Below are 24,848 nucleotides of genomic sequence, written 5' to 3'. Positions count from 1 at the left end.
GGCGGCCCCGTCGTCGACCGGTCAGCGTCGCGCGCCGGCCGCTCCCGGCGCGAAGGACCGCTCCGCCCACGCCCCGACGTCACCACGGGCGAGCGCGACGGCGAGGAGGTCGGGGAACGCGTCCGGCGTGCACGCGAACGCCGGCACGCCGAGCTCGACGAGCGCCGCGGCGTTCTCGCGGTCGTACGACGGCGCGCCGGAGTCCGACAGTGCGAGGAGCACGACGACCTGCACGCCCGCCGCGGTCAGGTCGGCGACCCGGCGCAGCAGCTCGTCGCGCACGCCGCCCTCGTAGAGGTCGCTGATCAGCACCAGCAGGGTGTCCGCCGGCCTGCGGACGAGCCCCTGGCAGTACGCGACCGCCCGGTTGATGTCCGTCCCGCCACCGAGCTGTGTCCCGAACAGCACGTCGACCGGGTCGGCGAGCAGCGGCGTCAGGTCGACCACCTCGGTGTCGAAGACCACGAGCGAGGTCGACAGTGCGCGCATCGAGGCGAGCACCGCACCGAACACCGAGGCGTACACGACCGACTCCGCCATCGATCCCGACTGGTCGATCGCGAGCACGACGTCGCGCGCGACGACCTGGCGCCGGCGACCGTGGCCGACGAGGCGCTCCGGCACCACCGTGCGGTGCTCCGGGAGGTAGTGCCGCAGGTTGGCCCGGATCGTCGCGTCCCAGTCGACGTCGTGCAGCCGGGGGCGCTGCGTGCGGCTCGTCCGGTCGAGCGCCCCGGCGACGGCCGAGCGTGTCCGGTCCGCGACCCGTCGCTCGACCTCGGCCACGACCGACGCGACGACCTGCCGTGCGGTGGCCCGAGTCGTCTCGGGCATCACTCGGTTGAGCGAGAGCAGCGTCCCGACGAGGCTCACGTCGGGCTCGACGGCGCCGAGCAGCTCGGGCTCGAGCAGGAGCTGACGCAGGTTCAGCCGGTCGACGGCGTCGCGCTGCATCACCTGCACGACTGTGCTCGGGAAGTACGTGCGGATGTCGCCGAGCCAGCGGGCGACGCGCGGCGCTGACGCGCCCAGCCCGGCCCCCCGCGGACCGCCCGGACGTGCCCCGGTGCCGTCGTCGGCGTCGTAGAGCGCGGCGAGCGCGGCGTCCATGGCCGCGTCGGCGCCGTGCAGGGGCGCCGCACCGGGCTGCCCGGCGCCGCCCAGCACCAGGCGCCACCGGCGCAGACGCCCCGCCTCGTCGACAGCGGGGCGGGACGCGCTCAGGTCGGAGCTGCCGTTCTCGCTCACGGGTGACCTCCGAGGATCGTCGCGACGGTGTGCAGTGCCGGCAGCGCGCGGACCTCGTCGGGGCCGGTCGCCGCCGCGGCGTCGGGGGCCGTGCGCGGTGCACGTGCGGCCGCCTGCCCGACGGCACGCCGCTCCGGCGCGGACAGCGCGCCGAAGGTGCGGCGCAGCAGCGGGAGCACGTCCGTGAAGTCCCGCTCCGGGAGCCCCGTGAGCCAGGTGTCGAGGACCCCGAGCAGCTCGTCGTCGCGCGCCAGCAGGAGGCCGCCGCCCTCGAGGAAGCCCTCGACCCACGCGGCCTTCGCCGGCGCCGGCGCACCCGCGGAGAGCGCGCGGGCGAGCCGCACCGGGGCGTCGTCGAGCCGGCCGCCGTCGCGCAGCAGGCGCGTCGCACGTCCGGCGAGCACCCCGGAGACGTCGTCGCGGTCGGCGAGCGAGGCGAGCGCCGACCACCACAGCTCCCCGCCGACGGCCTCCTCGCGCAGGAGCACCGAGTCGTGCACCGCGTCGAGCGCGGTCCGCAGCTCGCGTGCGGCGTCGTCGTCGAGCGCCGTGACGGCGGACGGCAGCGCCGCGCAGACCCGCACGAGCAGCGCGTCCGCGACACGGCCGATCTGCTCGACGTCCGTCCCGCGCACGCCCGGGTAGCGGTACGCACGCACCAGCGGGGGCAGCGCCGTCATGAGGTGCACCACGTCGACGTCGTGCGCGGCGCGCGCGTCGAGCGCGGCCAGGAGCGGCGTCATCGCCGCCGGCAGGTCCGCGAGCAGGGCGTCCTCGACGAGCCGGGTGAGCCCCACGAGCGACGCCTCCCCGGCCGCGGCCCCGAGCCGGGCGCCGGCGGCGGCCTCCACCGTCGTGCCCCACAGCGCCGCCTCGACGACGGCGACCGCGAGCTCGGGTCGCCACACGAGCGTCCATGGCTCGCGGAACGTCCCGGTGCTGCGCCGGGTCGCGGCCGCCGGCACGCCCCAGCCGACGCCGAGCACGCGCAGGCGGTGCAGCAGGCGGGAGCGCTCGCGGTCGATCTCCTTGCGGACGTCGAGCTCGAGGGTGCGGGCGAGCGGCTCGACCTTGAGCCGCAGACGCCGGGCGCTCGCGCGCAGGTCGCTCGCGAGCGGCACCGTCGGCACGGACTCCGGCACCGTGCCGAGCGCCTCGCCGACCACGAGCCGAGCCGTCACGAGCGCCAGGACCGCGTCGTCGCCCTCGCACAGCACCGCCCGGGTGGCCTCGATGACCTCGTCGAGCCCCGCGAGCGGGCGTCCTCGCAGCGTCGCGAGCGCCTCAGCCAGCCGGACCGCCTCGATCACGTGCGCCGACGAGACCGGCAGGTCCTCCGCGCGCAGCACACCGGCGACCCGTGTGAGCCAGCGTGCGACGACATGGTCCGGGGCCGTGAACAGGTGGTGGTACCAGCCGGGTGACGCGATGCCCGCGCCGTACCCCGAGGCCGACGCGAGCCGCGAGGACGTCCACGGCACCCACGTGACCGACGTCGCGCGGCGCGGCAGCCCGCGCAGCGCACGGACGTCGGCTGCGGCCGGCGGGAGGCGCCCGTCGAGCGCCGGGGCGTGCCACGCGCCGCACACGACGGCGACCCGGCGGGCGCCCGCGCGCAGCTCGGCGCGCAGCGTCTGTCGCATGTACGCCTCACGGCGGTCCTCGTGCGCCTGCCGCTCGGGAGGGAGCGGGTCCGCGCTCCGCCGCAGCTCGGCCATCGCCTCCGTGAGCACCGGGAACGGCGTGGGGGACTCGAGCCGGTGCTCGACGACGTCGTCCCACCACCGCTCGGGGTCGTCGTACCCCGCGGCGGCGGCGAGCGCCGCCAGCGGGTCGCGGCGCAGCGCGGACGCGGCGTCGAGGGGCGGGTCCGCCGGCCCGGACGGGTCGGCGCCGTCGGGTGCGCCCGGACTCTCGGCTGGGCCGCCGGGCGCGAGCGCGTCGGGGTCGTCGGCAGCGCGAGGGGTCTCGGGTGCGACAGGAAGGTCCTGCCCGTCGGGCTGCGCGGGCGTCCCTTCCGCGCCGGTCGCCCGCCCGAGCACCGCGCCGGACGGCAGGTCGCAGAACCGCACCCGCACCCCGTGCTCCGCGGCCCAGCGCAGCGCCTGCCACTCGGGGGAGAACACCGCGTACGGCCAGAACACCGCCGTGGCCGGGTCGTCGTTCGCGTACGCCAGCATCGCGACCGGCGGCACGAGCTCCGGGTCGCCGGCGAGCACGGCGAGCGGATCGGCGTCGGCGGGTCCCTCGACGAGCACGACGTCCGGCTGCAGCCGCTCGAGCGCCGCCCGCACGGCACGCGCCGAGCCGGGACCGTGGTGCCGCACGCCCATGACCTCGACGACCGGTGCGCCCTGGTCCGGCCCGTCGTCGCCGCCCGGGGCGGCGTCCGCGCCGGTCGTCCCGCGCTCGGGCGCCGCTGCACCCGCGCGGGTCGACGCCTCGTCCCGTCCCGCGAGACCCCCGCGCGCCGCCGCACCGGTGCCCGCGCCCGCCTCCGCGACCGGGGCGACCGTCATCCGCTGACCTCACGGCATGCCGCGTAGAACTCGTGCCAGCCCTCGCGCTCACGTGCGACGGCCTCGAGGTACTCGAACCACACGGCGCGGTCGGCGACGGGGTCCTTGACGACCGAGCCGACGATCCCCGCGGCGATGTCCGACGGCTGGAGCGTCCCGTCGCCGAAGTGCGCGGCGAGCGCGAGCCCCTGGGTGACGACCGAGATGGCCTCGGCGGTGGACAGCGTGCCCGACGGCTGCTTGAGGGTCGTGCGCCCGTCGAGGGTGCGGCCCGAGCGCAGCTCCCGGAACACCGTCACCACGCGGCGGATCTCCTCGGCGGCGGCCGGGACGGGCGGGAGCTCGAGCGCCGCACCGAGCTGGGCGACGCGCCGCGTCACGATCTCGACCTCCTCCTGCTCGGTGGCGGGCAGCGGCAGGACGACCGTGTTGAACCGCCGACGCAGCGCCGAGGACAGCTCGTTGACGCCGCGGTCGCGGTCGTTGGCCGTCGCGATGACGTTGAACCCCTTGGCCGCCTGCACCTCCGTGCCGAGCTCGGGCACGGGCAGCGACTTCTCGGAGAGCACGGTGATGAGGGCGTCCTGCACGTCGGACGGGATGCGGGTGAGCTCCTCGACCCGCGCGATCCTCGCCTCACGCATCGCGGTCATGACCGGGGAGGGGACGAGGGCCGCGGGGGTCGGGCCCTCGGCGAGCAGCCGCGCGTAGTTCCAGCCGTACCGGATGGCGTCCTCGCCGGTGCCGGACGTGCCCTGGACGAGCAGGGTCGACCGGCCGCTGACGGCGGCCGCGAGGTGCTCGCTCACCCACGTCTTCGCCGTCCCGGGCACACCGAGGAGGAGCAGCGCGCGGTCCGTCGCGAGGGTCGCGACCGCCACCTCGACGAGCCGGCGCGGCCCGACGTACTTCGGGGTGATCACCGTGCCGTCACCGAGCACCCCGCCGAGCAGGTACGTCACCACGGCGCCGGGGGACAGGAGCCAGGCGGGCGGGCGCGGCCGGTCGTCGTGCGCGGCGAGCGCCGCGAGCTCGTGGGCGAACGCCTGCTCGGCGTGCGGGCGCAGGAGCGCGTCGGCGCCGTCCGCGTCGGCGGGCCCGGCCTGAGGGGTGATGGTCAACGGAGCTCCTCGGTCATGTGGCGTCGGTCGTGCAGCGTGTCCGCGACGGTCAGCACGCGCGCGCGCCACGGGTCGTCGTCGGCGCGTGCGAGCCCGGCGGCCCGCACGGCGTCCTCGGTCGTGGCGTCCGTCGGGAGCCGCATCGCGACGGTCCGCAGCGCCCAGTCGGCGTGCCAGGTGTCCGTCGAGCGCTCGCGGGCGAGCCAGCGGAGCACCGCGGCGGTGAGCGCGGGTGGCCAGGGCCGCGGGCAGGTGCCCAGCAGGGCGTCCACGTGCGTGAGCACCGCGCGCCCGCCCTCCTGCGCGAGCGCGTCGACCGCGGCGGCCACGTGCTCCGCGCGCTCCTGGACCCCGAGGACGCGGAGCAGCGCGACCCGCTCGCCGGGATCGGCGTCGCGCAGCAGCGCCTGGGCCCACGGTGCGTCGGCCTGGTCACGGGCGGCGCCGAGCCAGCCGGCACGCAGCTGACCTCGGAGGTCGTCGGCGACCGGCAGGGCCACGAGCTCGTCGGGCCCGGCGCCGAGGGCCTCCTCCCAGGCGCGGAGCGGGGTGGCGAGGACGAGGTGGCGCAGGAGCCAGACGCGCGCGCCGGTGCCGGTCGGCGCCGGCGGCAGCGCTCGGTCGTCCCGGCCGCCCGGGTCCGTCGCGGGCAGGTCGACGACCAGGACGCGCCGCAGCCGCCGCCGCTCGACGTGCACCAGCGGGACGGCACGTGCCGCGGCGCGGGCGGCGTGGGCGCTGCCCGGGAGGCGGCGCAGCATCGCTGCCGCGACGGTCCGCACGTCCTGGCGGGCGTCGTCGAGCGCGCGCTCGAGCAGCTCCTCGTCCGCGGGTCCCAGACCGTCCGCGAGGACGCCGTAGAGCTGGGCGCGTTCCTCGCCTCGGAGGGTCGACGGGTCCGCGGCGAGGAGCATCGCGCGCGCGGCTGCCGGGTCCCTGCGGCGCACCGCGACGATCCGGTCGCGACGGTCGGCGGCGGTCCCGCGGGTCCAGACGTCGCCGGGCCCCGCGGACGCGTCCGGACCGGCGGTGTCGCGCCGCGTCACCGCCTCCCACTCGGCCCGGTGGCCCGCGAGCCAGCGCCCGCGCGCACCGAGCACGGGCGCCACGCGCTCGGCACGGTCGCGCCGGACCTCACCGCGTTCGCCGCGCGCGCTCGCCCAGTCCAGGAGGCGCGGCAGCTGTGCGGGCGGCGCGAGCCGGCCGTGGCCCGCGGCGAGGGCGAGCCACTCGTCGAGGAGCCGCTCCGCGAGCGCGTCGGTCCGCGCGAGCAGCCCGGCGAGCCGGGCCCCGGCAGCGGTCGAGGCGGCTGCCGCGGTCTCGTGCGGTGCGGCGGGCACGGGCTGCGGGGCGGGGAGCGGCCGCGTGCCCGCGCGCCGGAGCGTGGTGAGCAGCGCCGCCGCGTCGAGCAGGCGTCCCGGTGCGTCGGTGCCCGGCAGGCTCGCCGCGAGCCGGCCGACCTCGCCCGGGAGGGTCGCGACGTCGACCGCGCGCCGCGCCACGCCGAGCAGCGCGGCCGTCACGAGGTCGTCCCACTCGAGCCCGCGGGCGTGGACCGTGACGAGCGACTCGTCCGCCGGCGCCGACGTGCCCGGCTCGGCGGCCGCGGGCGGCGTGCCCCCGCGCGCCGGACCCTGGGGCGGGACGGCGCTCATGCCGGCACCAGAGCGGCATCGGCGAGGACCGACTCGGCACGGACCCCGCGTGGGGTCAGGGCGCCGACGAGGGTGACGGGGTGACCGCCCGCGATGGCGAGCACCGTCCAGAGCCCGGCGGCGGGCACGAGCGGGAGCGCGTCACCGGCGGCGTCTGCGACGAGCCAGCCGTCGGGTGTGCCGTCCCGGGTGGCGACGACCTGGACGTCCGCCAGCACGACCGGCAGGTCGGCCGTCCACGGGTCCGCGGCGAGCGCGCCCGCCCACGCCGCGAGGGCGTCCCGCACCCCGCAGCCGGTCACGGCGGACAGCGGGCCCGGCTCGCCGTGACGGGTGCCGACCACCGCTCGCAGCGGGAGCGCGCCGGGGTAGAGATGCAGGTCCGCGTCGAGCGACGTGCCCGGGACGAGCGAGACGTCGAGCACCTGGCCGGGGCCCGCGAACGACAGCACGAGGGCATCACGGCCCGTCCCGGCACCGCGGACGTGCACGCGCCGGGTCGTGAGCCGTCCGTCCGAGGAGTCCCGGAGCGCGAGCACGTCCCAGCGGTCCCGCACCGGCGGTCCTGCGAGCACGTCCTCGGTCCGGACGGTCGCACCGGCACGCGTGCGGACCGTCTGGGCGAGGTCGGCCGGGAGCTCGTCGAGCCGGCCGTGCGCGGTCACCAGGAGGTGCACCAGCGCGAGCTCCTCGAGCAGGCGCCCCGGCCAGCCCTCGCCCGACGCCGCCACCGACGCGAGCCGGCGCACCGCGGCCGCGAGCCCGGGGGCCTGCGCGTCGACGAGCCGGGCGGCGACCGGGTCCGTCAGCGCGTAGCCGGCGGTGTCCGCCGACGCCACGCCGGTCCGGACCTGGTCGCGCAGCCAGCGCTCGAGCTCGGCGACCCCGGCCGCGACGCGCTGCTCGCGCTGCTCGCGCCGACCGGCGGCGCGGGGGTCCGACGGGGTGCGCTCGGCGCGGACCTCGGCGCGCTCGGCGCTGCGTGCAGCACGCGCCGCGCGGGCCTCGAGCCACGTCGCGGCGAAGTCGGCCGGCTCGTCGTGCTCGGCGACCTCGCCGCCGGCCCACCGCAGGAGGAGCGCGAGGGCGTGCTTGCACGGGAACTTGCGGCTCGGGCACGAGCAGCTGAACGCCGGCTCGGTGAGGTCGACGACCGTCTGGTACGGCGTCGAGCCGGAGCCCGCGCACAGCCCCCACACGACCCCCGGCGCCGCGCCCGTGGAGGACCAGGAGCCCGACGTCGCGAGCTTGCGCCCGGCCGCGGCCGAGGAGGCGTCGGGGGCGATCGCGAGCGCCTGCTCGACGGTCCAGCGCTGGGGCATGGCGTCACGGTAGCCAGGTCGTCCGACACGGCGCAGGCGGCTCGCCCGCGTCGCCCGACCTGCGGCCGAACACCCGACGACGTCCGGGCGAACCCGCGGCGACGCCGCCGCGGACCTGCGCGTCGGGACGCCGGGGCACCGCCCACGGGCCGGGCGCCGGGTGTGCACCGACTTGTCCGGCGCCTAGTCTCGAAGCATGAGCGCTGACGGATTGGACCAGGCCCGCCAGAAGATGACGGACGCAGGGGTGGCGCCCACTGCGATCGACGTCTTCGCCCGCTTCTACGGTCTCCTCGAGTCGGGGGAGACGGGTGCCATCGCCGAGACGGACGTGCGCCCGCTGACCGACGTGCCCCACCTGTCCGCCCTCGACGTGTCCGACGAGGCGGCCCGCGAGGCCCTCGCCGTGACCGCGGTCATCAAGCTCAACGGGGGCCTCGGGACCTCGATGGGCATGGACCGCGCGAAGTCGCTGCTGCGCGTGCGCGGCGACCAGACCTTCCTCGACGTGATCGCCCACCAGGTGCTGGCCGCGCGCGCCGCGACCGGTGCGCGGCTCCCGCTCGTCCTGATGAACAGCTTCCGCACGCGCGAGGACACCCTCGAGGCGCTCGCACCGCACACCGAGCTCGCGGTCGAGGGTCTCCCGCTCGACTTCCTGCAGAACCGCGAGCCCAAGCTGCGTGCCGACGACCTGACGCCCGTCGACTGGCCCGCGGACCCGAGCCTCGAGTGGTGCCCGCCCGGCCACGGCGACCTGTACACCGCGCTCCACGCGTCGGGCACGCTCGAGCGCCTGCTCGACGCGGGCTACCGGTACGCGTCGGTCTCGAACTCCGACAACCTCGGTGCCTCGCCCGACGCGCGCATCGCCGGCTGGTTCGCCTCGACGGGCGCGCCGTTCGCCGCCGAGGTCGCGCGCCGCACGCCCGCCGACCGCAAGGGCGGTCACCTCGTGGTGCGTGCCGCGGACGGCCGGATCGTGCTGCGCGAGACCGCGCAGACCCTGCCCGAGGACGCCGAGGCGGCCGCGGACATCGAGACGCACCCGTTCTTCAACACGAACAACCTGTGGCTGGACCTGCGGGCGCTGGCCGACGAGCTCGAGCGCACGGGGGGCGTGCTCGACCTCCCGCTGATCCGCAACGACAAGACGGTCGACCCCACCGACTCCTCGTCGACGCCCGTGGTGCAGATCGAGTCGGCGATGGGCGCGGCGATCGAGGTGTTCGACGGCGCGGTCGTGCTCGAGGTGGACCGCTCGCGGTTCCTGCCCGTCAAGACGACGAACGACCTGCTCGTGCTGCGCTCCGACGTGTACCGCTCGACCGAGGACCACCGGCTGGAGGCGGTCGTGGACGCACCGTTCGTGGACCTCGACGGGAAGCACTACAAGACGATCGGGAAGTTCGACGAGCGCATCCCCGTGGCCCCCTCGCTCGCCGGTGCGTCGGCGCTGCGCGTGCAGGGCGACTGGACGTTCGGGCGTGACGTCGTCGTGACCGGCGACGCGCGGCTGACCGACCCGGGGGAGCCGTCGACCGTGCCGGACGGCGCGCAGCTCGGGGCCGACGGGATCGCCTGACCCGCCCCACCCGAGAAGCCCGGTCACCGGGCGGCTCGTCGCGAAGGCCGGCGTCCTGCGGCGCCGGCCTTCGTCGTGCTCGAGGTGGGTCGCCCGACGCGGGCGCGATCGCGCCTCGCGGCTCGCCCGGCGCGTGCGCAGTCGCGCTCGTGGCGACTCGGTGGACGCGTCCGTGGTCGCGCCCGGACGGACTCGCCCGCTGCGCTCCGGTGTCCCCGCTGAGCGCTGCGATCCGGTTCACCACGTCGAACCGCGCATGCGTGACGAACGCGCCGAAAGCGACGCAGATGCGGACAGGACGCACCGTCGCCACGGACGCGTGCGGTCGCTATGGCGTCGCGTCCCGCTCCGGCGCCCCGTCCCGCTCCGGCGCCCCGGACCCCGCTCGACGCAGCACCTCGCGGGCGTGCGCGAGCACCGGCCCGTCGACCATCCGCCCCTCGAACCGGAACACGCCGCGCGCGCCGGCGGCCGCGTCGAGCAGCCTGCGCGCCCGGTCGACCGCCGCGTCGCCGGGCCGGAACGCGGCCCGCACGACCTCGAGCTGGCTCGGGTGGATGCACGCCGTGCCGGCGAACCCCGACGCGGCGGCGTCCTCGGCCTCGCGCGCGAGCCCGTCGAGGTCGGCGATGTCCATGTGCACCGCGTCGTAGGCGGGCTTGCCGTGCGCGCCCGCGGCGACGAGCACGGTCGCGCGCGCGTGCAGCGCGACGTCCCGCCACCGCCCGTCGGGGTGGCGGCTCGCCGTCCCGCCGAGCGACGCGACGAGGTCGTCGGCGCCCCAGTGCAGCGCGACGACGTGCGGCACGGCGGCGATCGCGGCGGCGTTCAGCACCCCGGCCGCCGTCTCGACCAGCGCGACCGTCGCGAACGGCGCGAGCGCGTCGAGGTCCGCGGCGCTCGCGGTCTTGGGCAGCATGACGGTCCGGTACGCGGTGCGGGCCAGCGCCTCGAGGTCGGCCGCGAGGTCCGGGGTCCCGGCGGCGTTGACCCGAACGACCGTGCGCTCCGGGTCCAGCGGGGTCCCGACGAGCGCGGTACGCGCAGCGGGCTTCGCGGACGGGGCGACGGCGTCCTCGAGGTCGAGGACCACCGCGTCGGCGCGCTCCGCCGCCTTGGCGTAGCGGTCGGGGCGGTCCGCGGGGCAGAACAGCAGCGCGGGCCCGAGCGCCGACGTCGTCACGGCTGCGCGCCCTCACGCCAGAGGAGCACGGTCCGCGTCGCGGTGGCGACCACGGTGCCGTCCTGGTTGCGGCCCGTGTGCGCGAAGGTCACGACGCCCTGGCCCTCGCGCGAGGCGGACAGGCGCTTGCCCGTCACGACCGTCTCCGAGTAGAGCGTGTCGCCGGGGAACAGCGGGTGCGGGAAGTCGACGTCGGTGAGCCCGAGGTTCGCCACGAGCGTGCCCTGGGTGAGCTGCGCGACCGAGCTGCCCACGAGCGTCGCGAGCGTGAGCATCGAGTTCACGAGCGGCCGCCCGAACGGCTGCCCGGCGGACCACGCCGCGTCGAGGTGCAGCGGCTGGGTGTTCATCGTCATCGTCGTGAACGCGACGTTGTCCGCCTCGGTGATCGTGCGGCCCGGGCGGTGCAGGTAGCGCACGTCGGTCTCGAGCTCCTCGTACCAGAGGCCGCGCTGCACGGCGTCGCGCATCAGAGGCGTCCCGCCAGCCCGAGCTCCCGGGCGATCACCATGAGCTGCACCTCGGTCGTGCCCTCGCCGACCTCGAGGACCTTGGAGTCGCGGTAGTGCCGGGCGACGGGGTTCTCGTTGAGGAAGCCGTAGCCGCCGAAGATCTGCGAGGCGTCGCGCGCGTTGGCCATCGCGGCCTCGCTCCCGATGAGCTTCGCGAGGCTCGCCTCGAGCTTGAACGGGCGCCCGGCGACGATCCGGTGCGCGGCGTCGAGGTAGGCGAGGCGGGCGGCGTGCGTGCGGGCCTGCATGCGGGCGATCGTGAACTGGGTGTGCTGGTTCTCGCCGATGGTCCGGCCGAACACCCGCCGGGTCCCCGCGTACCGGACCGCCTCCTCGAGGCACCCCTGAGCCGCGCCGGTGCACAGCGCGGCGAAGGCGACGCGGCCCTCGTCGAGCGTCTGGATGAAGCTCGCGAACCCGCGACCGCGCTCGCCGAGCAGGTTCTCCGCGGGGACGCGCACGTGGTCGAGCACGAGCGGGTGCGTGTCGGAGGTGTGCCAGCCGACCTTGTCGTAGGCAGGCCCGACGTGGAGCCCGGGCGTCCCGGCCGGCACGAGGAACGCGCTGAGCTCCTTGCGGACCGAGCCGTCGGGCCGGGTCGTCTCGCCCGTGACGGCGGTGACGGTGACGAGCCGGGTGATCCGCGTCCCGGAGTTGGTGATGAACTGCTTCGAGCCGTCGAGGACCCAGTGGCCGTCGTCGAGGACGGCGGTCGTGCGGGTCCCGGCGGCGTCCGAGCCGGCCTCGGCCTCGGTGAGCCCGAACGCGGCGAGCGCCTCGCCGCGCGCGAGCATCGGGATCCACTCCTTCTTCTGGGCGTCGGTCCCGCTGCGCCACACCGGCATCGCGCCGAGCCCGACACCCGCCTCGAGGGTCACCGCGATCGACTGGTCGACGCGTGCGAGCTGCTCGACGGCGAGGCACAGGTCGAGGTAGTCCCGCCCCTGCCCGCCGTACTCGCGCGGGAAGGGCAGCCCGAACAGCCCCATCGCGCCCATCTGCGCGAGGATCTCGTAGGGCAGCTCGCGCCTCGTGTCGTACTCGTAGGCGGCGGGTGCGACGACGGTGTCGGCGAAGTCGCGGACCTCGTCGACGAGGCGCTGCTGGGCGTCGGTGAGCTCGTGGCTCATGGTCGGGTCCCTTCCTCGGCGGGCGCGGTGGTGTCCTGCCCGGTCGTCTCCTGCCCGGTGCGGTGGGTGCCGTGCGGCGTGATCGTCGCGAGCACCTGGTCGAGCGCCACCCGGTCGGCCGGTCGGGCCGCGAGGGTGACGACGCCGTCGGTCGTCGCCGTGACCCGGTGCTCCATCTTCATCGCCTCGACGGTGAGCAGCGGCTGCCCGGCGGTCACGTGGTCGCCCGTCGCGACGTCGACGGCGACGACGGTCCCGGGCATCGGCGAGCGGACCACCGGGTCGGCCGCGCCGGCGGGACGGTCGACGCGGGCGCGTGCCTCGGCGAGCGTGTCGAGCCGGCCCGTGACGCGCAGCGCGACGGCGGACCCGTCGCTCCCGACCCACGTCGTGGCACCGTCGGAGGCGAGGCGCACGGTGCGGACGGCGCCGTCGACCGTGAGCTGTGCCGTCGAGCCGTCGACCGGGACGAGGCCCGCGCGCACCGGTGGGCCGCCGTCGAGTCGGACCCGGGCGTCGTCCGCGGAGCCGAGCACGGCGACCTCGGTCGGCTCGCCGTCTCCCGAGGTCACGGTGTGCACCGTCGGGGCGTGCTCGCCGAGCCGCCACCCGTCGCGGGCCCACGCGGAGCCCGCGCTCAGAACCTGTCGAGAGCGCTCGGCGGTGGCCCGGAGCGCTGCGACGAGTGCCGCGTCCGGCACGCGCACCGGTGCGGCGAGCGCGTCGAGGTGCCGCTCGATGAGCCCGGTGTCGAGGTGGCCCGCGCGCACCTCGGGGTGGCCGACGAGCCGGCGCAGGAACGGGATGTTCGTCGTGATCCCGAGCACGGTCGTCGAGGCGAGCGCGGCGTCGAGCCGCGCGAGGGCGGTCGCGCGGTCGGGCCCCCACGCGACGACCTTCGACAGCATCGGGTCGTAGGTGGACCCCACCTCGCCGCCGACGGCGAGCGCGCTGTCGACGCGCACCCCGTCGCCGGTCGGCTCGTCGAGCACGAGCACACGCCCGGCCGTCGGCAGGAACCCGCGCGCGGGGTCCTCGGCGTAGACGCGGGCCTCGACCGCGTGCCCGGTGAGCCGCACCTCGTCCTGGGTCAGCCCGAGCGGCCCTCCTGCCGCGACGCGCAGCTGCTGCTCGACGAGGTCGATCCCGGTGACGAGCTCGGTGACCGGGTGCTCGACCTGCAGGCGGGTGTTCATCTCGATGAAGAAGAAGTCCTCGGGCGCGTCGCCCTCGACGAGGAGCTCGACGGTCCCGGCCCCGACGTACCCGACCGAGCGCGCGACCGTGCACGCGGCCGCGCCGAGCCGCGCTCGGGTCGCGGTGTCGACGAGCGGCGACGGGGACTCCTCGACGACCTTCTGGTGCCGTCGCTGGAGCGAGCACTCGCGCTCGCCGAGGTGCAGCACGGTGCCACGGGTGTCCGCGAGCACCTGCACCTCGATGTGCCGGGGCGCGCCGAGGAGGCGCTCGAGCAGGAGCGCGTCGTCCCCGAACGCCGAGGTGGCGACCCGGCGCGCGGCGGCGAGCGCGGCGGGCAGGTCCGCGGGGGAGCGCACGACCGTCATGCCCTTGCCGCCGCCGCCCGCGGAGGGCTTCACCAGCAGCGGGTACCCGACGTCCGCGGCGCGCGCGACGAGCTCGTCGTCGGAGAGCCCGGGCTCGTGCGTCCCCGGGACGACCGGGACCCCGAGCCGCGCGACGTGGGCCTTGGCGCCGATCTTGTCGCCCATGACCTCGAGCGCCGGCACGGGCGGGCCGACGAACACGATCCCCGCGTCGGTGCACGCGCGCGCGAGCGCGGGGCTCTCGGACAGGAACCCGTACCCGGGGTGCACCGCGTCGGCACCGGTCGCCTTCGCGGCACGCAGCACGGCGTCCACGTCGAGGTAGCTGGCCCGGGGCTCGGCCGGCCCGAGCCGGACCGCGACGTCCGCGAGCCGCACGTGCGGCGCGCCGGCGTCCGCGTCGCTGAAGACCGCGACGGAGCGGATCCCGAGCCGGCGCAGCGTGCGGATCACGCGGCACGCGATCTCGCCCCGGTTGGCCACCAGGACGGTGCGGAACGGCGGAGCGGTCGCCGCCCCGGGGGCGGACGGCACGGCGCTCACATCCGGTACACGGCCGCGGAGCGCGGCTCCAGGGGGACGCCGCGGCACACGTCGAGCGCGAGCCCGAGCACGCGCCGGGTGTCCGCGGGGTCGAGGACGCCGTCGTCCCACAGCCGCGCCGTCGACCAGTAGGGCGAGCCCTGCCGCTCGTACTGCTCCCGGACGGGGGCGGCGAACCGCTCCTCGTCCTCGGCCGACCACGTCTCGCCGCGCGCCTCGAGCTGGTCCCGCCGCACGGTCGCGAGCACCGCCGCCGCCTGCGCCCCGCCCATGACCGAGATCCGGGCGCCGGGCCACGTCCACAGGAACCGCGGGGAGTACGCGCGCCCGCACATCGAGTAGTTCCCGGCGCCGAACGACCCGCCGATCACGACCGTGAGCTTCGGGACGCGGGCCGTCGCGACGGCCGTGACCATCTTGGCGCCGTGCTTGGCGATGCCGCCCGCCTCGTAGTCCCGCCCCACCATGAAGCCCACGACGTTCTGCAGGAACACCAGCGGGATGCCGCGCTGGTCGCACAGCTCGACGAAGTGGGCACCCTTGAGCGCCGACTCCCCGAACAGCACGCCGTTGTTCGCGACGATCCCGACCGGGTGCCCGTGCAGGCGGGCGAAGCCGGTCACGAGCGTCGTGCCGTACTCGCGCTTGAACTCGTGCAGCTCGCTCGCGTCGACCAGCCGCGCGATCACGTCGCGCACGTCGTACGGCTCCTGGAGGTCGACCGGGACGACGCCGTACAGCCCGGCCGGGTCCGCGAGCGGCTCACGCACCTCCGCGACGTCCCAGGCGTGCTCGCGCAGCACGGGGAGCGTCGCGACGATGCGCCGCACGATCCGCAGCGCGTCCGCGTCGTCCTCCGCGAGGTGGTCCGCGACCCCCGAGACGCGCGTGTGCAGCTCGCCCCCGCCGAGGTCCTCGGCCGTCACGACCTCGCCGGTCGCGGCCCGCACGAGCGGGGGCCCGCCGAGGAAGATCGTCCCCTGGCCGCGGACGATGACCGTCTCGTCGCTCATCGCGGGCACGTACGCCCCGCCCGCGGTGCACGAGCCCATGACGCACGCGACCTGCGGGATCCCCGCGGCGGAGAGCCGGGCCTGGTGGTAGAAGATCCGCCCGAAGTGGTCGCGGTCCGGGAACACCTCGTCCTGCATCGGCAGGTACGCCCCGCCGGAGTCGACGAGGTAGACGCACGGCAGCCGGTTCTCGAGCGCGACCTCCTGCGCGCGCAGGTGCTTCTTGACCGTCATCGGGTAGTACGTGCCGCCCTTGACCGTCGCGTCGTTCGCGACCACCAGGACGTGCCTGCCCTCGACGAGGCCGATGCCGGCGACGACGCCCGCGCCCGGCGCCTCGCCGTCGTACATCCCGTGCGCTGCGAGCGGCGCGAGCTCGAGGAACGGGCTGCCCTCGTCGAGGAGGGCGTCGACCCGGTCGCGGGCGAGGAGCTTGCCGCGCGCGACGTGGCGCTCGCGGGACGCCGCCGGGCCGCCCCGGGCCGCCGCGCGCAGGTGCTCGCGGAGCTCGTCGACGAGCGCGCGCTGGGCCGCCTCGCGGGCGGCGGACGGCGACGCGGCGGGGTCGGCCGTGCTCGTGGTCGTCGTCATCGACGCTCCTGTCCGGAGGACCGCTGGTCTCGGGTTCGAGTGAACACCCATTCACCGAATTCGGCTAGTGTTCGTTCACCGAGAGGCGCGCCGGGCCGCGCGTGGCAGGGCCGAGGCGGAGCGGGGTGCAGCGTGAGCGAGGATCCGAGCACACCGGCCCTGGGTGCGCCGAGCCGTGCGCGCGGCGCGGGCAGCCCGAGCGAACCGGGCGACGGGGCGGCGCGCCGCACGGGGCCGACGGGCGCTGCGGGTACCCCCCGAGGGCGTGCGAAGGCCGAGCGTCGTGCCGCGCTGCTGACGGCAGCGGCCCGCCTCTTCGCGCTCCGCGGCTTCGAGGGCGTGTCGATGGAGGACCTCGGCGCCGCCGCCGGGGTGAGCGGACCTGCGGTGTACCGGCACTTCACGGGCAAGCACGCCGTGCTCGCCTCGCTCCTCGGCGGGGTCAGCGCCGAGCTGCTCGACGGGGGCCGCGCCGTCGTCGAACGCGCCGCGGACGACGCGGCGGCGCTCCGCGGGCTCGTCGCCTTCCACGTCGAGTTCGCCCTCGCCGACCCCGACGTCATCCGCGTCCAGGACCGCGACCTCGAGCAGCTCGCCGAGCACGACCGCCGGTCCGTGCGGACGCTGCAGCGCCGCTACGTCGAGCTCTGGGTCGACGTGCTGGCGCGCCTCGACCCGGCGGCGGAGCGGCCCGAGCTCCGCCTGCGGGCGCACGCGACGTTCGGGCTGCTCAACTCGACGCCGCACAGTGCGCGCGCGCTGCCGCGCGGGCGCGTCGCGGACCTGCTGCGCGAGATGGCGCTCGCGGCGCTCGGGCACCCGGCCGGCTCGGGGCGTTGAGGTCCGGCACAGGCGAGCACGGACGAGCACGGGCCCGCACGGGCTGGCCGGGCCAGCACGGGCCGGTACCGACGAGCACCACCGGCACCGGCCGGCACCGACCGGCACCGACCGGCACGGACCGGCACCGACCGACACCGGCCGGCACGGACCCGATCCGCGGCCTGCGTCACGCAAGCGGCGCGCCCGCCCGGACCGTCGTGCCGGTGTCCCGGGCAGGCGCCGCCGCGCCGTGCGGTCACACCATCGCGAGCACCGACCCCGGGCGGGCGAGCACCGCACCGACGTCGGCGACGAACCGTGCCGCCTGCTCGCCGTCCACGACCCGGTGGTCGAACGTCACCGCGAGCGTCACCACGCTGCGCAGGGCGATCGCGTCCCGGTGCTCCCAGGGCCGGCGCCGCACCGCTCCGACCGCGAGGATCGCGGCCTCGCCGGGGTTGAGGATGGGCGTCCCCGCGTCGATCCCGAAGACCCCGACGTTCGTGATCGTGATCGTGCCCCCGACGAGGTCGGCCGGTGGTGTCGTGCCCGCGCGCGCCCGCTCCGTGAGGTCCGTGAGGGCGTCGGCGAGCGCACCGAGGTGCAGGCGGTCCGCGTCCTTGACGTTCGGCACGAGGAGCCCGCGCGGGGTCGCCGCGGCGATGCCGAGGTTCACGTAGTGCGGCTGCACGATCTCGCTGGCGGCCTCGTCCCAGCGCGCGTTGACCTCGGGCGTGCGCGCGACCGCGATCGTCACTGCCTTGGCGACGACCGTGAGCAGCCCGAGGCGGTGGCCGGCGAGCGCGCGGTCGCGGCGCAGGTCGTCGAGCAGCTCGAGCGTCGGGGTGACGTCGACCGTGAGGAAGACCGTCGCCTGCGGTGCGGTGAAGGCGCTCGCGACCATGGCGGCGGCGGTCCGGCGCCGGACGCCCGTCACGGGCGTCCGGTCCTCGCGCGGCGACCCGTCGGGTGCGTGCGGCGCGTGCGTCCCGGTCGCCGGGGAGGCGGCGGGAGCCGACCCGGGGTCCCGGTGCGCGCGGGTCAGGACGTCGTCACGCGTGATGACGCCGTCGGGTCCGGTGCCCATGACGCCCGTGAGGTCCACGCCGAGCTCGTGCGCGAGCTTGCGCACCGGCGGGTACGTGCGCGGCCGCTCGCGGACGGTCCCGCTCGCGGGAGGTGCGGCACGACCTGGGTGATCCGTCGGCGGCGGGTCCGCCGGTGCGCGCCCGGTGCGCGGGGCGGGAGCACCCGGGCGCGACGTGCGGGGTCGGCGCCGAGGCCGGTCCGTGGTCCCCACCGCGGGCCCGTAGCCGACCAGCACGGACGTGCGCGCCGCCACGGGCGACCGCCCTCCGGTGCCCGCCGCCGTGGGCGACGAGGCGGCGCGCGTCGTCGCAGGCGAGGACTCGGCGTGCGCCGCCGCAGGGGGAGACCCGTGGGTCCCGGCGGCGGGTGCGGTGACGCGGCTCGCCGCCGCCGACGCCTCGACGCGTGCGGCCGCGGGTCTGCCCGCGCCGCCCCCGGGCCCGGTGTCCACCGCCAGGATCGGCGTCCCGACCGGCACGGTCGTCCCCGGCTCGACGAGCAGGCGCGCGACGACCCCGGCGTACGGGGACGGCAGCTGCACCGCGGCCTTCGCCGTCTCGACCTCGGCGATCACCTGGTTGAGCGCCACGGTGTCGCCCTCGGCGACCTCCCACGACACGAGCTCCGCCTCGGTCAGGCCCTCGCCGAGGTCCGGCATCGGGAACTCCTCGATCGCCACGTCAGCCCTTCCAGCCGGTCAGGGAGTGCTCGCGGCCGAGCACGCGGTCGACGCCGTCGAGGATCCGGTCGAGGTCGGGCAGGAAGTGCTCCTCGAGCTTGGCGGCCGGGTAGGGCACGTCGAAGCCGGTGACCCGGACCGGCGGCGCCTCGAGGTGGTAGAAGCACCGCTCGGTGATGCTCGCCGCGATCTCCGCGCCGAGGCCGCCGTGCTGCTGCGCCTCGTGCGTGACGACGAGCCGGCCCGTGCGGCGCACGGACGCCTCGACGGTCGCGAGGTCGATCGGGGACAGGGAGCGCAGGTCGACCACCTCGACCGAGATGCCGTCGTCCGCAGCGGCGAGCGCGACGTCGCGTGCGGTTATCACGAGCGGCCCGTACGCGACGAGCGTGACGTCCGTCCCGGGCACGACGACGCGCGCGGCGTCCATCGGCGCGGTCGAGCCGTCGATCACCTCGTCGACCTCGCCCTTGACCCAGTAGCGCCGCTTGGGCTCGAAGAAGATCACCGGGTCGTCGCACGTGATCGCCTGGCGCAGCAGCGTGTGCGCGTCCTGCGGGTCGGCGCACGTCACGACGCGCAGGCCGGGGGTGTGCGCGAAGTACGCCTCGGGCGACTCCGAGTGGTGCTCGACCGCGCCGATGCCGCCGCCGTAGGGGATCCGCACGGTGATCGGCATCCGGGCAGCGCCGCCCGTGCGGTGGTGCAGCCGGGCGACCTGCGTGACGAGCTGGTCGAACGCCGGGAAGACGAAGCCGTCGAACTGGATCTCCACGACGGGCCGGTACCCGCGGTACGCGAGCCCGACGGCCGTGCCGACGATGCCGGCCTCGGCGAGCGGGGTGTCCATGACCCGGTCGGCGCCGAAGTCGCGCTGCAGCCCGTCCGTGACGCGGAAGACCCCGCCGAGCGTGCCGATGTCCTCGCCCATCAGCACGACCTTCGGGTCGTCCTCGAGCGCGTGCCGCAGCGCCGCGTTGAGGGCACCGCCGAGCGTGAGCGCGGTCACCGGTCACCTCCGCGCACGTCGGCGCCCCGCGCGTCGCCCGGGCCGGTACCGCCGTCGCCGGCGCCCTCGTCGAACATCGCGAGGTACGCGGCGTACTGGCTGCGCTGGCGCTCGAGCCACGACGTCGGCGTCGTGTACACGTGGTCGAACACGCTCAGCGGCGGTGGCGGCTCGAGCCCGTGGCAGCCCGCGCGCATCTCGGCGGCCGCGGCGTCGGCGTGGGCCGTGACCGCGGCCGTCAGCTCTGCGGTGAGGCGGCCCCGCCCCGCGAGGTAGCGCTCGACGCGCGCGATCGGGTCGAGGGCGACCCACTGCTCGTGCACCGCCGGGTCGACGTAGCGCGTCGGGTCGTCCGACGTCGTGTGCGGCCCGCGCCGGTACGTCACGGCCTCGACGAACGTCGGCCCGCCGCCCGTCCGGGCCCGGTCGAGCGCGACGCGGGTCACCGCGCTCACGGCGAGCACGTCGTTGCCGTCGACGCGCACGCTCGGGATCCCGTACCCCGGTGCCCGGTCCGCGACCGGTCGGCGTGCCTGCAGCCCGACGGGCTCCGAGATCGCCCACTGGTTGTTCTGGCAGAAGAACACGACCGGGGCGCGGTACGACGCCGCGAACACCATCGCCTCGTGGACGTCGCCCTCGCTCGTCGCACCGTCGCCGAAGTACGCGACCGCGACCGAGTCCACGCCGTCCTTGGCGCAGCCGATCGCGTACCCCGTCGCGTGCAGGGTCTGCGCCCCGATGATGATCGTCGGGGTCGCCATCCCGACGGTCCGCGGGTCCCACCCGGTCGCCGCGGTGCCCTTCCAGACGCGCACGAGGTCGGTGGTCGAGACGCCGCGGCACCACGCGACGGCGTTCTCCCGGTAGCTCGAGAACACGAAGTCGTCGGGGCGCAGCGCACGCGCGGAGCCGATCTGCGCGGCTTCCTGACCCAGGAGCGGGGGCCACAGCCCGAGCTGACCCTGACGCTGCAGCGCGGTGGCCTCGATGTCGAGGCGGCGCACGACGACCATGTCCTCGTAGAGCGCGGCGAGCCGGTCGTCGTCCAGGTCGGCGACCCACGGGTCGTGCTCGGGGTCGGGCCGGCGGGTGCCGTCCGGCGCGAGGAGCTGGACGGGCGCGGGGCCCGCCCCGGGGCCGGGCGCGGGCCCGGGGCCCGTGGGCCGGGGGACGGCGTCGCGCGGGGCGGCCGGCTCGGCGCTCGCGGGACCCGTGTGCGGGGTGACGTCTGGACGCAGCTCTGAACGCAACATGGTGTGCTCCGTTGTTCGGCGGAGCCCGCGCCCTCGTGAGGTCTGGGCTCCATCGCCCGATGTGCTGCCAGCGTACGACGCGCGGGGTTACGGTGCTCCGAAGAGGTGCGCGCGTCGCTCACGAGGCTGCCGTGCACGTGCTGGCACGTGGTGGTGCGAGGAGGCACGCCCATGGACAAGGTCGTCCGGTCCGCCCAGGAGGCGGTCGCCGACATCCCCGACGGCGCGACGCTCGCGGTCGGGGGCTTCGGGCTCTGCGGCATCCCGAGCGTGCTCATCGGCGCGCTGCTGGACGCCGGCACGCACGACCTCGAGGTCGTGAGCAACAACTGCGGGGTCGACGACTGGGGGCTGGGGCTGCTGCTCCAGCAGCACCGGGTGCGCCGCGTCATCGCGTCGTACGTGGGAGAGAACAAGGAGTTCGCCCGCCAGTTCCTCGCGGGCGAGCTCGAGGTCGAGCTGACGCCGCAGGGCACGCTCGCGGAGCGCCTGCGCGCGGGCGGCAGCGGCATCCCCGCGTTCTACACCGCGACGGGCGTCGGGACGCAGGTCGCCGAGGGCGGGCTGCCGTGGCGCTACGACCCCGACGGCGGCGTGGCGGTCGCGTCGCCGCCCAAGCCGGTCGACCGGTTCACGGTCCGTGGGGTCGAGCGCGAGTACGTCCTGGAGCGGGCGATCACCGCCGACTTCTCGCTCGTGCGGGCCTGGAAGGGCGACCGCGCCGGGAACCTCGTCTTCCGCGCGTCGGCCCGCAACTTCAACCCGCTCGCCGCTGCGGCCGGCCGGGTCGCGCTCGCGGAGGTCGAGCACCTCGTCCCCGTGGGGGAGATCGAGCCCGACGCGGTGCACCTGCCCGGGATCTTCGTGGACCGCGTCGTCGAGCTCACGCCCGAGCAGGTGGCCGACAAGCGCATCGAGCGCCGCACGGTCCGCGCCGTCCCCGCCGGCGGTGCGTCGTGACCGGGCGGCTCACGCGGGACCAGCTCGCGGAGCGCGCCGCCCAGGAGCTCGTCGACGGCACGTACGCGAACCTCGGCATCGGTCTGCCGACGCTCGTGCCGAACCACGTGCCGGGTGGGGTCGAGCTCGTGCTGCAGTCCGAGAACGGCGTCCTCGGCGTCGGCGCGTACCCGGCGGAGGACGGCGTCGACCCCGATCTCATCAACGCCGGCAAGGAGACGATCACCGTCGAGCCGGGCGCGAGCTTCTTCGACTCCGCGACGAGCTTCGCGATGATCCGCGGCGGCAAGGTCGACGTCGCGATCCTCGGTGCGATGCAGGTGTCGGTCGACGGGGACATCGCCAACTGGATGATCCCCGGGAAGATGGTCAAGGGCATGGGAGGGGCCATGGACCTCGTGCACGGAGCGCGGCGCATCGTGGTGCTCATGGAGCACACGGCCCGGGACGGCTCGGCGAAGCTCGTGCCCGCGTGCACGCTGCCGCTCACGGGCCGCGCGGTCGTCGACCGCGTCATCACGGACCTCGCGGTGATCGACGTGACCCCGGGAGGGCTCGTGCTGCGCGAGCGCGCACCGGGCGTGAGCGTGCAGGAGGTCCTCGACGCGACGACCGACGTGCCGCTCGCGGTCGAGGGTGACGTCCCCGAGATGGTCCTGCGATGACCGGCCGGGAGGTCGTGCTCGTCGCGTTCGCGCGCACGCCCATGGGACGGCTGGGCGGTGGGCTCGCGACGCTCAGCGCCGCCGAGCTCGGGGCCGTGGCGGTCCGCGGAGCGCTCGACCGCGCACGGGTCGCGCCCGAGGACGTCGACCAGGTGCTCCTGGGGCAGGTCGTGCAGGCGGGGGCCGGCCAGAACCCCGCACGCCAGGCGGCCCGCGGCGCCGGCATCCCGTGGTCGGTCCCCGCGGCCACGGTCAACAAGGTGTGCCTGAGCGGGCTGAGCGCGATCGTCGACGCCGCCCGGACGATCCGGCTCGGCGAGGCCGACGTCGTCGTCGCCGGCGGCCAGGAGTCGATGAGCCAGGCGCCGCACCTGCTGCCCGGCTCGCGCCGCGGCTGGACCTTCGGGGACGTGCGCGCGGTCGACTCGCTCGCGCACGACGGGCTCACCGACGCGTTCGACCACGAGTCGATGGGTGCCTCGACCGAGCGGGGCAACGCCCGGCTCGGGATCACCCGGGAGCAGCAGGACGAGATCGCGGCGGAGAGCCACCGCCGCGCCGCGCTCGCCGCGAAGGACGGCGTCCTCGCGGAGGAGATCGTGCCCGTCGACGTCCCGCAGCGCCGTGGCGACCCGGTCCGGGTCGCCGCCGACGAGGGCATCCGCCCCGACACGACCGCGGCGACGCTCGCCCGGCTCGCCCCGGCGTTCGCCGCCGACGGCACGATCACCGCCGGGAACGCCTCGCCGCTCACGGACGGGGCGGCGGCCGTGGTCGTCATGAGCCGTGAGGCCGCCGAGGCCCGCGGGCTGCCGTGGCTCGCGGAGATCGGTGCCTCCGGCCAGGTCGCCGGGCCCGACACGTCGCTGCACTCCCAGCCGTCCGCGGCCCTGACCGCCGCGCTCGCGCGCGCCGGGTGGGACGTCGCCGACCTCGACCTCCTCGAGATCAACGAGGCGTTCGCGTCGGTCCTCGTGCGCTCGCTCGCCGACCTCGGGTACCCGCACGAGCGGACCAACGTGCACGGCGGGGCGATCGCCCTCGGCCACCCCATCGGCGCGTCCGGGGCACGGCTCGCCGGGCACGCGGCGCTCGAGCTCGCGCGGCGGGGGTCCGGGCGCGCGGGCGTCGCGCTGTGCGGCGGCGGGGGGCAGGGCGAGGCGCTGCTGCTGCTGCGGCGGTAGGCGGGCGCGGGGGACGGGCACCGGGGACGCGGCGCACGGCCGGGCCGAGGCGCGGGACGCACCGTGCGCGGCGTCGAGCCGCCCGCTCCCGTCCGAGCAGGGCTATGCGCCGACCTCGACGCGCCCGTCGTGCTCGTCGAGGACGTAGACGTGCGACGCCCGGGCCCGGTACAGCCGGAACTGCGCCGCCCCGGTGACGTCCTGCGCGGTCCAGGTGCGCAGGCCCTGCTCGGCGGTGCGCCGGTTGTAGACGGCGAGCGCGGCGGCCCGGTCGTCCGGGCCGACCTCGCCGGCCTCCGCCTCGACGTACACCGCCGCGGCGCCGCCCACCGCGACCGCCGAGTCGAACACGACGACGGCCACGGCGGGCTGCTCGGCGACGTTGACGGAGTGACGGGCGCCGGGGCGCGACACCCAGACGAACTCGGCGCAGTCACGCTCGGCGAACCACACCGGGGTGGCCCACGGCCGTCCCCGGGCGTCGGCCGTGGCGAGCGTCAGGTACGTGGCTGCTGCCACCACGCGCCGCGCCTCGTCCGCCACCGTCGCGCCGTCCGCACCGTCGTCGACCGCCATGGTCCTGCCTCCCGGGTCGGGCATCTCGTCATGGGGGAGACCCGGCGGTCGGCCGCAACTCATCGGTCGAGCGGGGTGCGGGCGTCCGGTGGCGGCGGCCCGGCGTCGGACGCCCGGCGGGCTCAGTCCTGCTTCGCGGCGCCCCAGCCGTGCCAGCGGTCGATCCGGACCCGCACGCTCACGCGGGCGCGGTCGCGCGTGGGGTACGGGTTGCCGGTGTAGTGCGTCGAGAGGCGGTCGATGTCGACGAGGTCGGCGTCCTCCTCGATCGCGACGACCGTGCCCTGCACGCTCACGTGGGTGTACCAGCCCGACTCGTCGAGCGCGGTCAGCGAGACGCGCGGGTCGGTGCGCAGGTGGTTCAGTCGGGCCCGGGAGGCGTCGAGGTTGAGCAGCACGGTGCCGTCGTCCTCGACGAGGTACCACGTCGCGACGGTCACGGGGCGGCCGTCGGACGCGACGGTCGCCATGACCGCCGGGTTCGGGCGGGAGAGCAGCACGGCGACGTCGTCGGGCAGCGGGGGCACGGGCACGGGGATCCTCCGGCGGGGTCGGGTCGGGTCGGAGCGGGTTCGCGGCGCCGGGCCGGTCGGGCACGACGGCACGGCTCATCATGCGCCG

The 24,848-nt window shown here is 76.5% G+C and carries 20 protein-coding genes; 5 read left to right on the top strand and 15 right to left on the bottom strand.

Translation table 11 applies throughout. The annotated features are described in order from the left end of the window. Positions 1 to 21: 21 nt before the first annotated feature. Genes ACWFNE_RS11680 through ACWFNE_RS11660 form a run of 5 tightly spaced genes read right to left on the bottom strand, consistent with a single transcriptional unit; the run spans position 22 to position 7,865 of the window. Positions 22 to 1,248: a vWA domain-containing protein gene (locus ACWFNE_RS11680; RefSeq protein ID WP_452122580.1), complete on the bottom strand. Its 1,227-nt coding sequence runs from the start codon at positions 1,246 to 1,248 to the stop codon at positions 22 to 24. Then, complete coding sequence (locus ACWFNE_RS11675) at positions 1,245 to 3,767, bottom strand: DUF5682 family protein (RefSeq protein ID WP_452122579.1); 2,523 nt, start codon at positions 3,765 to 3,767, stop codon at positions 1,245 to 1,247. The genes ACWFNE_RS11680 and ACWFNE_RS11675 overlap by 4 nt, the downstream gene beginning before the upstream one ends. Further along, complete coding sequence (locus tag ACWFNE_RS11670) at positions 3,764 to 4,888, bottom strand: ATP-binding protein (RefSeq protein WP_452122578.1); 1,125 nt, start codon at positions 4,886 to 4,888, stop codon at positions 3,764 to 3,766. Before ACWFNE_RS11670 ends, ACWFNE_RS11675 begins: the two co-directional genes overlap by 4 nt. Continuing rightward, entirely contained in the window at positions 4,885 to 6,543 is a 1,659-nt protein-coding gene (locus ACWFNE_RS11665) for a DUF5691 domain-containing protein (RefSeq protein ID WP_452122577.1), read from the bottom strand. The genes ACWFNE_RS11670 and ACWFNE_RS11665 overlap by 4 nt, the downstream gene beginning before the upstream one ends. Then, complete coding sequence (locus ACWFNE_RS11660) at positions 6,540 to 7,865, bottom strand: SWIM zinc finger family protein (protein WP_452122576.1); 1,326 nt, start codon at positions 7,863 to 7,865, stop codon at positions 6,540 to 6,542. Before ACWFNE_RS11660 ends, ACWFNE_RS11665 begins: the two co-directional genes overlap by 4 nt. Positions 7,866 to 8,061: 196 nt before the next feature. Here ACWFNE_RS11660 and ACWFNE_RS11655 point away from each other — a divergent pair, with 196 nt between their 5' ends. Next, positions 8,062 to 9,450: a UTP--glucose-1-phosphate uridylyltransferase gene (locus ACWFNE_RS11655; protein ID WP_452122575.1), complete on the top strand. Its 1,389-nt coding sequence runs from the start codon at positions 8,062 to 8,064 to the stop codon at positions 9,448 to 9,450. Positions 9,451 to 9,778: 328 nt separating this feature from the next. Here the strand turns inward: ACWFNE_RS11655 and ACWFNE_RS11650 are convergent, their stop codons facing one another. From ACWFNE_RS11650 to ACWFNE_RS11630, 5 genes are read right to left on the bottom strand one after another with little or no spacing between them, the layout of a single operon-like run. Beyond that, positions 9,779 to 10,633, bottom strand: a complete 855-nt coding sequence (locus ACWFNE_RS11650; protein WP_452122574.1) for an HpcH/HpaI aldolase/citrate lyase family protein — start codon at positions 10,631 to 10,633, stop codon at positions 9,779 to 9,781. Further along, positions 10,630 to 11,103 (bottom strand): MaoC family dehydratase, encoded by a 474-nt coding sequence (locus tag ACWFNE_RS11645; RefSeq protein WP_452122573.1) that lies wholly within the window; start codon positions 11,101 to 11,103, stop codon positions 10,630 to 10,632. Before ACWFNE_RS11645 ends, ACWFNE_RS11650 begins: the two co-directional genes overlap by 4 nt. After that, positions 11,103 to 12,275 (bottom strand): acyl-CoA dehydrogenase family protein, encoded by a 1,173-nt coding sequence (locus tag ACWFNE_RS11640; RefSeq protein ID WP_452122572.1) that lies wholly within the window; start codon positions 12,273 to 12,275, stop codon positions 11,103 to 11,105. The genes ACWFNE_RS11645 and ACWFNE_RS11640 overlap by 1 nt, the downstream gene beginning before the upstream one ends. Beyond that, the gene (locus ACWFNE_RS11635; protein ID WP_452122571.1) at positions 12,272 to 14,374 is read right to left on the bottom strand and encodes an ATP-binding protein; all 2,103 of its coding nucleotides are present in this window, start codon (positions 14,372 to 14,374) and stop codon (positions 12,272 to 12,274) included. The genes ACWFNE_RS11640 and ACWFNE_RS11635 overlap by 4 nt, the downstream gene beginning before the upstream one ends. 5 nt (positions 14,375 to 14,379) lie before the next feature. Further along, the gene (locus tag ACWFNE_RS11630; RefSeq protein ID WP_452122570.1) at positions 14,380 to 15,987 is read right to left on the bottom strand and encodes a carboxyl transferase domain-containing protein; all 1,608 of its coding nucleotides are present in this window, start codon (positions 15,985 to 15,987) and stop codon (positions 14,380 to 14,382) included. A 132-nt stretch (positions 15,988 to 16,119) separates the two neighbouring features. Between ACWFNE_RS11630 and ACWFNE_RS11625 the strand changes: the two genes are divergently transcribed. Next, on the top strand, positions 16,120 to 16,827 hold the full coding sequence (locus ACWFNE_RS11625) for an SACE_7040 family transcriptional regulator (protein WP_452122569.1): 708 nt from the start codon (positions 16,120 to 16,122) through the stop codon (positions 16,825 to 16,827). Positions 16,828 to 17,065: 238 nt separating this feature from the next. Here the strand turns inward: ACWFNE_RS11625 and ACWFNE_RS11620 are convergent, their stop codons facing one another. Genes ACWFNE_RS11620 through pdhA form a run of 3 tightly spaced genes read right to left on the bottom strand, consistent with a single transcriptional unit; the run spans position 17,066 to position 20,842 of the window. Next, entirely contained in the window at positions 17,066 to 18,556 is a 1,491-nt protein-coding gene (locus tag ACWFNE_RS11620) for a dihydrolipoamide acetyltransferase family protein (protein WP_452122751.1), read from the bottom strand. 22 nt (positions 18,557 to 18,578) lie between these two features. After that, positions 18,579 to 19,586 (bottom strand): alpha-ketoacid dehydrogenase subunit beta, encoded by a 1,008-nt coding sequence (locus ACWFNE_RS11615; protein WP_452122568.1) that lies wholly within the window; start codon positions 19,584 to 19,586, stop codon positions 18,579 to 18,581. After that, positions 19,583 to 20,842, bottom strand: a complete 1,260-nt coding sequence (gene pdhA / locus ACWFNE_RS11610; RefSeq protein ID WP_452122567.1) for a pyruvate dehydrogenase (acetyl-transferring) E1 component subunit alpha — start codon at positions 20,840 to 20,842, stop codon at positions 19,583 to 19,585. The genes ACWFNE_RS11615 and pdhA overlap by 4 nt, the downstream gene beginning before the upstream one ends. A 171-nt stretch (positions 20,843 to 21,013) precedes the next feature. Here pdhA and ACWFNE_RS11605 point away from each other — a divergent pair, with 171 nt between their 5' ends. The 3 genes from ACWFNE_RS11605 to ACWFNE_RS11595 are packed head-to-tail and all read left to right on the top strand — an operon-like array spanning position 21,014 to position 23,651. Beyond that, a complete protein-coding gene (locus ACWFNE_RS11605; protein ID WP_452122566.1) occupies positions 21,014 to 21,802 on the top strand; it encodes a CoA transferase subunit A in 789 nt (262 codons plus the stop codon). Then, positions 21,799 to 22,467, top strand: a complete 669-nt coding sequence (locus ACWFNE_RS11600) for a 3-oxoacid CoA-transferase subunit B (RefSeq protein WP_452122565.1) — start codon at positions 21,799 to 21,801, stop codon at positions 22,465 to 22,467. Before ACWFNE_RS11605 ends, ACWFNE_RS11600 begins: the two co-directional genes overlap by 4 nt. Then, positions 22,464 to 23,651 (top strand): acetyl-CoA C-acetyltransferase, encoded by a 1,188-nt coding sequence (locus ACWFNE_RS11595; RefSeq protein ID WP_452122564.1) that lies wholly within the window; start codon positions 22,464 to 22,466, stop codon positions 23,649 to 23,651. The genes ACWFNE_RS11600 and ACWFNE_RS11595 overlap by 4 nt, the downstream gene beginning before the upstream one ends. A 102-nt stretch (positions 23,652 to 23,753) precedes the next feature. Here ACWFNE_RS11595 and ACWFNE_RS11590 read toward each other — a convergent pair whose 3' ends face one another. Together ACWFNE_RS11590 and ACWFNE_RS11585 are read right to left on the bottom strand one after the other, a co-directional pair. Continuing rightward, positions 23,754 to 24,227 carry a pyridoxamine 5'-phosphate oxidase family protein gene (locus ACWFNE_RS11590; RefSeq protein WP_452122563.1) on the bottom strand — a complete coding sequence of 158 codons (474 nt, stop codon included), beginning with the start codon at positions 24,225 to 24,227 and terminating at the stop codon, positions 23,754 to 23,756. Between the two features lie 122 nt (positions 24,228 to 24,349). Next, a complete protein-coding gene (locus ACWFNE_RS11585) occupies positions 24,350 to 24,760 on the bottom strand; it encodes a PPOX class F420-dependent oxidoreductase (protein WP_452122562.1) in 411 nt (136 codons plus the stop codon). Between the last annotated feature and the right edge of the window lie 88 nt (positions 24,761 to 24,848).

This window comes from Cellulomonas sp. NPDC055163, assembly GCF_053607065.1.
Note: the sequence above shows the minus strand (reverse complement) of the source record. Positions and strands in the feature narration are given on the sequence as shown.